The 7,020-nt window shown below is 46.4% G+C and carries 7 protein-coding genes; 6 read left to right on the forward strand and 1 reads right to left on the reverse strand.

Annotated features, from left to right (window positions below):
- Positions 1-80 precede the first annotated feature (80 nt).
- The 4 genes from dndB to FHR99_RS08395 are packed head-to-tail and all read left to right on the forward strand — an operon-like array spanning position 81 to position 5,051.
- A complete protein-coding gene (gene dndB, locus FHR99_RS08380; protein ID WP_183410047.1) occupies positions 81-1,163 on the forward strand; it encodes a DNA sulfur modification protein DndB in 1,083 nt (360 codons plus the stop codon).
- Positions 1,160-2,698 (forward strand): DNA phosphorothioation system sulfurtransferase DndC, encoded by a 1,539-nt coding sequence (gene dndC, locus FHR99_RS08385; RefSeq protein ID WP_183410048.1) that lies wholly within the window; start codon positions 1,160-1,162, stop codon positions 2,696-2,698. The genes dndB and dndC overlap by 4 nt, the downstream gene beginning before the upstream one ends.
- The gene (gene dndD / locus FHR99_RS08390; protein ID WP_183410049.1) at positions 2,698-4,704 is read left to right on the forward strand and encodes a DNA sulfur modification protein DndD; all 2,007 of its coding nucleotides are present in this window, start codon (positions 2,698-2,700) and stop codon (positions 4,702-4,704) included. Before dndC ends, dndD begins: the two co-directional genes overlap by 1 nt.
- Entirely contained in the window at positions 4,704-5,051 is a 348-nt protein-coding gene (locus FHR99_RS08395; protein ID WP_183410050.1) for a DndE family protein, read from the forward strand. The genes dndD and FHR99_RS08395 overlap by 1 nt, the downstream gene beginning before the upstream one ends.
- A 57-nt stretch (positions 5,052-5,108) precedes the next feature.
- On the opposite strand, the gene FHR99_RS08400 is transcribed toward FHR99_RS08395, so the two are convergent.
- Positions 5,109-5,690: a restriction endonuclease subunit S gene (locus FHR99_RS08400; RefSeq protein WP_183410051.1), complete on the reverse strand. Its 582-nt coding sequence runs from the start codon at positions 5,688-5,690 to the stop codon at positions 5,109-5,111.
- A gap of 231 nt (positions 5,691-5,921) precedes the next feature.
- Between FHR99_RS08400 and FHR99_RS08405 the strand changes: the two genes are divergently transcribed.
- Both FHR99_RS08405 and FHR99_RS08410 read left to right on the forward strand, forming a co-directional pair.
- On the forward strand, positions 5,922-6,710 hold the full coding sequence (locus FHR99_RS08405) for a hypothetical protein (protein WP_183410052.1): 789 nt from the start codon (positions 5,922-5,924) through the stop codon (positions 6,708-6,710).
- Positions 6,700-6,948, forward strand: a complete 249-nt coding sequence (locus FHR99_RS08410; RefSeq protein WP_183410053.1) for a hypothetical protein — start codon at positions 6,700-6,702, stop codon at positions 6,946-6,948. The genes FHR99_RS08405 and FHR99_RS08410 overlap by 11 nt, the downstream gene beginning before the upstream one ends.
- Positions 6,949-7,020: the final 72 nt, after the last annotated feature.

The raw sequence follows: 7,020 nt of genomic DNA on the forward strand, positions 1-7,020 counted from the left end.
GATGGAAGTCATTTCAATGGAAGTATAACTTCCAATTTGTTACAATTGACTTCCACTCAAGAGCTCACTCCACAGGGACTATGGCCGAAGAATTCAACCACAACTTTCCAGCTATTCGTGGAATTCAAGCCGGGAAACCTTGCTACATAGCTATGTGCCCCATGAGAATAGTCCCTAAACTGTTTAAATTTGACGAAGATGAAGTCCCAGCTGACTTGAGAGCGCAGCGAACTTTAAACATCGCCCGCATCCCCGAAATAACATCCTATCTCGTTGAAAATCAAGACAATTACACCCTCTCATCTCTAACTGCATCTATTAACAGCAAAGTTAAATTTGAGCCATTTACCGATACTGGCACAGGCCAGAATATGGGGACATTGTCCATACCGATGGACGCTCAAATTTTAATTAATGATGGGCAACATCGCAGGAAAGCTATAGAGGAAGCTATAAAGGAAAATCCTGAGCTAGGTCACGATAACATTTCCGTCCTTTTCTTTATAGATGAGGGTCTAGCACGTAGCCAGCAGATGTTTGCCGATTTAAACAAACATGCAGTTCGCCCGAGTGACTCTATAAGCACGCTATACGACTTGCGTGATGCACTGTCAGAATTAGCAAGGTTCACCCAAAAGAACGTAGAAGTTTTTTACCGGCTAACCGAGCTCGAGAAATCCAGCCTCTCCAACCGCAGCACAAAGCTATTTACTCTTAGCGCCATAAAAAACGCCAACAAGGCCATTTTGAGTAAACCTAAAGGAGAGCCTTTAACTCTCGAAGAACGTCAAAAGTGCGTAAGCTATTGGAACACTGTTAGTACGCATATGAAAGATTGGCAACTGGCACTAGATAAGAAGGTCTCCCCATCCGAACTTCGAGAAAACTATATCCACGCTCATGCCGTCATGCTCCAGGCAATGGGGATGGTAGGTAAGCAAATCACCGAGCTACCCGAAAAGGAATGGGGGCGAATTTTGGCAATGCTAGACCGAATTGACTGGTCTAGGCTGAATCCCGAATGGTCAGGTCGAGCTTTAGAACATGGTCGCATTAGCAAGAAATCGATGAATGTTGCTTTGACAGCAAACTTAATCAAACAAAAGCTTAAGCTACCCCTCACAAAAGAGGAGTCACTACTGGAAAAGGAACTGATGGAATGAGCCCAACCGAAGCAAACGGCCTTCTATACGCCTCGCATGAGCAGCTCATAGACGAGCTCATTATTTCTGGCCAACCAATTTCTGCGCTGGTGGAGCAGATACAAGAAATATACTTATCTGATGACCGCCCTTGGATTATAGGTTTCAGCGGCGGCAAGGACTCGACTACTGTACTTTCTCTTATATATAGCGCGCTGCAACGCTTACCAAGCAAGAGCAGAAGGAAACATATTTACGTTGTTTCCTCGGACACCTTGGTTGAAACCCCCGTCGTGGTAGACATGATCAACCATACAATTCAACTAATAAACACACAAAGCAAGAAAGAAAAGCTTCCAATTTCCGCGCACGCTGTTTACCCAGATCCAGATCAAACATTCTGGGTAAACCTTCTTGGTAGAGGTTATCCAGCACCAAAGCAGCAATTTCGCTGGTGTACTGAAAGAATGAAAATCGACCCTGTCAGTTCATTTATAAAAAGTAAAGTACAGGAGTTTGGAGAAGTTATCGTCGCCCTCGGCTCACGCAGCCAAGAGAGCGCCTCAAGAGCACAAGTCATCGCTCGGCACAGCATCGCCGACTCTGCACTTAGCCGACACACCTCACTGCCTAATGCATACACCTATATGCCCATTGTTTCCTGGTCAGCAGATGATGTCTGGGAATATTTGATGAGCGGCCCCTGTCCTTGGGGCGGAACGAATAGGCAGCTACTAGAGCTATACAAAGGATCCAACCAGGGTGAATGTCCTCTAGTCATTGATAAGTCAACTCCATCTTGCGGGAATTCTCGATTCGGATGCTGGACTTGCACTGTTGTGACTGAAGACAAAGCATTACATAGCTTAATTGAAAACGGGGAGGAATGGATGGCCCCGCTTTTAAAATTCAGAAATGACCTTTATGAGTCAACGCGCCCCGAAAACAAAAACGAATATCGAAACTACAAACGTCGTACTGGCAGAGTCACCTATGTTAGTGCAGACAGAATAGATGATTCAGGTGATAGCGAATCTAAGCACATTCCGGGGCCATACTGGCTAGAGGTCAGAAGGAAGTGGGTTAGCCAACTACTAGCAATAGAAAAAGACCTGCGATCCCAGGGACACAATATTGAACTGATACGAGAGGAAGAACTTCAGGCCATTCGCCAGCATTGGTTACGCGATCCCAACGAACCAGATTGGAAGGACACGCTACCGGCGATCGTTGCCGAAATATATCCAGACTCGAAAATTGAGTGGATCGACAACGATGCAGGCATGTTCACAGAACACGACACAGAGTTAATGGCTTCTGTCGCATCCAAACATGATATTTCACCCGAAATGATTATGAAGCTACTGGAAGTCGAACTTTCAGTCAGCGGGCTTGGCCGCAGGAAAGGTGTTCATCAAAGGTTACTTTCTGTCTTGAAACAAGACTGGGGAAGCCTGGAGGAAATCAAAGAAAAGCATCAAAAGACAAAGCCTGATGGTTACTGGAAATCAGAGATTCAAAAACTTACCGCATCGCTCAACCTTGGTAGTAACTAATGATAATTGAAACACTTGTTTTGCGTGACTATCGAGCATATTCCGGAGAGCACCACTTCGACCTCACTCCAAGAAAGAAATGGAACAAAATAAGACCTATTGTTCTATTTGGCGGCCTGAATGGCGCCGGAAAGACTTCAATTCTATCATCTATCAGACTTGCTCTATACGGAAAAGGGGCGCTCGGGCATTCGGTCTCGGCCAAGCAGTATGAAGAATACCTAAAACAATCTATACACAAGTTTAAGAGTAATTCCGGTAGCGAAGCTAATTCTGCTTCTGTTTCCCTGACATTTACCTACGCTAAACATGGAAAACTTCTCCGCTACAAAGTGATCAGAGAGTGGGAAACGAAGAAGACCAGCGTTAAGGAAAGCCTTTCCCTCTATCAAAATGATGAACCAATTTCGAACCTGAACTATGAGCAATGTCAGGGCTTTCTTAACGAGCTGATTCCTATTGGCGTATCAGAACTTTTTTTCTTTGATGGAGAAAAAATTGCCGATCTCGCTGATGATGAAGATGGCGTCCAGCTAGGCGACGCTATTAAGCGCCTAATGGGGCTTGATTTATTAGAGACGCTAGACATCGACCTCCAGCTAGTAACACGCAACCTGGAAAAGAGCTCCGCCACTAAAATTGATCAAAAGCGTATAGCAGCTTTAGAAAGTGAATACGGAAGATTGGTGGCCGAAGCAGAAAAACTACAGCAAAACTGGGAACAAATAAGGATATCGCTAGCAGAGAAAAAGTCCGACCTTTCCCATATGGAGAGGGAACTGTCCTCAGCTGGCGGGGCCTGGGCGAAATCACGCGAAGAGCATATAGCCTTACTTGCAAAGCTCGAGACTGAGCACTTGTCTGCCTCAAACGCTCTTAGAGACCTACTCTCTGGGTTATACCCGGCTTCCATAGCCGGAAAGCTAGGACATACAACACTTCAGGCAATGGAATCCGAGCTCGAATGTGCACGCGCTGTAGATTTAGCAAACAAACTTTCAGGACGAGTGGAGCGGTTGTCTAAGAAGGTTTTGGAACTAACATCAGAGAAAAACCACAAAAAGCTGGAAGCTGCGATAAGTAAGGAGTTTTCAGAACTCATTGATGTGGACACCAAATTCGAATCTATCCACAGCCCATCTTCCGCATCTATAGAGACGCTCCGAAGCTCACTAGACCGGGCAGGGAAAGAACGCAGCGAATCCCTGGCGCTTTCCAAAAAGCTAGATGAGCTTGAAAAGGAAATCGAGAAAGTAAAGGATAATGCCTCCAGAGCGCCATCTGAAGAGCGGCTACAGCCGATAACTTCCAAGATTTCCGCGCTCCAAGAAGCGATTTCAGCTGATCAACTACAGATGGCGAGGATCGACGAGCAGCGCAATTCCGCTATACGACAGGCCATCCAGGTAGCGAAAGAATTAGATAAACTAGGCACTGAATCCTCCACCAGTATGGAAAGCGCTGATATCAAGGCCTTGGCAGATAGTGCACGCGCATTTCTTAAGGACTTTTCAAGATCACTAGCCACATCAAAAGTTAAAGACCTCGAAAATGAGTTTTCAATTTCTTTCCAAAAGCTCGCAAGGAAAGAGGATATCCACTACTCGGCGAAGATCAGCCCAGATACTTTTAAAGTTTCACTTGTCGACTCTCTAGGAAATGCGATCAATAAAAATGATCTTTCTGCGGGGGAAAAGCAAATCTATGCTATTGCAATACTAGAAGCGCTGGCTAGAACCTCCGGACGCAAGCTTCCAGTCATTATTGACACCCCTCTTGGCAGGCTGGATTCAGTGCACAGAACAAAACTGATCAACAACTATTTTCCAACTGCAAGCCACCAAGTGATTATTCTTTCGACAGATACTGAGGTCGATGAAGAATTCTATAGTTCCCTGTCACCTAATATATCGCACGCCTACAAACTAGAATTTAACCAAAAAACTCGAAGCTCTTCCGCGGAGGAAGGTTATTTTTGGCGCCAAAATGAAGCCGAGTCAGCCTAATGAAACTACCTGCAAGAGTTACACTCTCTAAAAACGCGACAGACAAGCTCCGACTTGTAAGAACAAGGACTGGGCTAACACCAAACATAACAGCTCGGATTGCAATAATGCTTGCTGTTAAAGATGGGAAGTCTATTAGCAATGCATCTGTAGGGGACACAGACGGGCAAGTACTAAACCGCGACGTTTTATTTGGTGAGCATGCTGACGTTTATCAAGCAATGCTAACTCAATACGCTCACGACAATAAAATCGATACATCCCCACAAACACTTGTCGCCGCACTTGTCGAAATTGGCGCCTTCAAACTAGGCCATGTTAAGAAATTGCAAGATTTAGTCTTCTGAGAAACTCTAGTTGGCTGGGGTGCTAAGCGCCCCAACGATCTTCTAAAGCTTCATTGGCTAACGCGAAATAACACCAAGGTCTGCGAGACTCGACGAAAACTCACTCCTTACTGCCGACAGCTCCTGCTCTAATTTTTCGACTCGCCCAAGGTAGGTTTCCCACTCCTCGATCCATTTTCTCTGCTCCTCGATTGCAAGACTCGGCAGCTCAAATTCCTCCAGAACTCCCCGGCGCAACACGGCCTGAGTGGCTCCGGATGCCTTACTTCTTAGATCTACCTGCACCTGCTCTGAATTAAGAAAGATTGTAAGAAACGCGGGATCCCAGGCCGAATCTTTGAGCCTTATATGGAGAAAATGTTGATGAGGAACAGCGCCGATTTCTTGGGGTACGGTACTAACCAAAACTGCCGTGTTAGTCATCCCAATCGCCTTTATCAGCACGTCACCCGCCTGTAGCAACCTCCGATTTTTTTTCTCCGGAACGCGTATTCGCACAGCTTCAGACCAATCAACTTCATTGCGTCGAGACACATCAGCCCCCCGGACAATTATCACGTTCCCCTCTGGGTCATGATCGACACGAGCTTGCACGGCATACCCCGAATAGATATCCGCAACATCACATAGTTTTGGCACACTCACCTCCTGTGCAATATCTTTATTATAGCTTATATAGTCATTATATCGACAATATAAGAGCATATATACTTTTTATATTGACTTATAAAGTATTTTGGACTAGCATTCCTGTCCTCTGACCAAACACACCACCGGAATTTGGGTTAGTCACAACGAACTAAATGCAACTTAACTAAAGGCCTCCCATATAACGGCGGCCTCCAACGAACACATTACGGAGAGCCGTCGATGCCCACATCGCCACAGCAAGGCGCCCTTGCGCCCGATATTCCTCCTGAGGCGCTCTTTGGCGGGGTCTACCCTGTCGACCTTGTCGAGCTAGCCATTGAATACGCAAAATCTGGATCCCAGTTCAGAATTCCACGCAGCCGCCAGGGCGGCTTTTGGAAAACAGTATTCCCATCGCTCAAAGTCCGCTACGCCGAAGACAACACCCGCGACTTCGTAAAGGTTCTGGAAGGCCGCTTAGAGGCAGACTATTGCCTCATCCAAGAATTTGATCCGGAAGTTGAAGCCTACGCCGTTCAGGCCTTTAAGCTCGTGGACTGGCAAAACCCTACCTTAACGAGCTTTATACCTGACATCGTCAAATTCCGACGATTCGCCCCACCAGTCATTATTGACTGTAAGCCAGAGTCTATTGCGAACGCAAAAATTCACAGACAGCGCCATGACGCCATTCGCAATGGACTTGCTGAGCACGGAGTCGCCTTTGAAGTCGCAACAGACACGACCATACGACAGCAGCCAAGACTCGATACCTACAAATACCTTTACAGTCATTTGGCACATAACCCGACCCAACTTAACAAAGACACAGGATCAGTACTGGCCGCCCTTAAAGAGCTAGAGGGTGCAGCAACAGTCAGGGAGCTTCGGAGCATAGACAACTTCGCACTCAGACGTGGAATCGCCCATGGACTGGCCACAGGGTTGCTGCGTAGTGATTTTGAGGACGACTATGGCCCTGATTTTTTTATCGAGCTTAATCAAACGGAGGCTCCCAATGGCTGCTGATACCATTCATTACACACCCAGAGAGATTGAAATCGGCACAGTAGTCAGCATCGACGGAAAAAAATGGGTTTGCTCAAATCAATCTACAGGCATCGAACACAAGATACGTTTACGCGAAGTCGACGGGAGCGGCACCGGCGAAATCTCACGCGAGCATTTCCAGGAACTTTGGGAAGACGAACGAGCTTCGGTAATTCGCAACGTACGCGCAGCCTTGTTGAATTGCATCCAAAACTGACCCACTAATCCCCTAGATTTGCATCGAATATTGACCCACGTATAAACCCTCCCTGCCGATTATTTGAGCAGG

Origin of the sequence: Litorivivens lipolytica (assembly GCF_014191715.1) — a bacterium.
GTDB classification, from domain to species: Bacteria; Pseudomonadota; Gammaproteobacteria; order Pseudomonadales; family Spongiibacteraceae; genus Litorivivens; species Litorivivens lipolytica.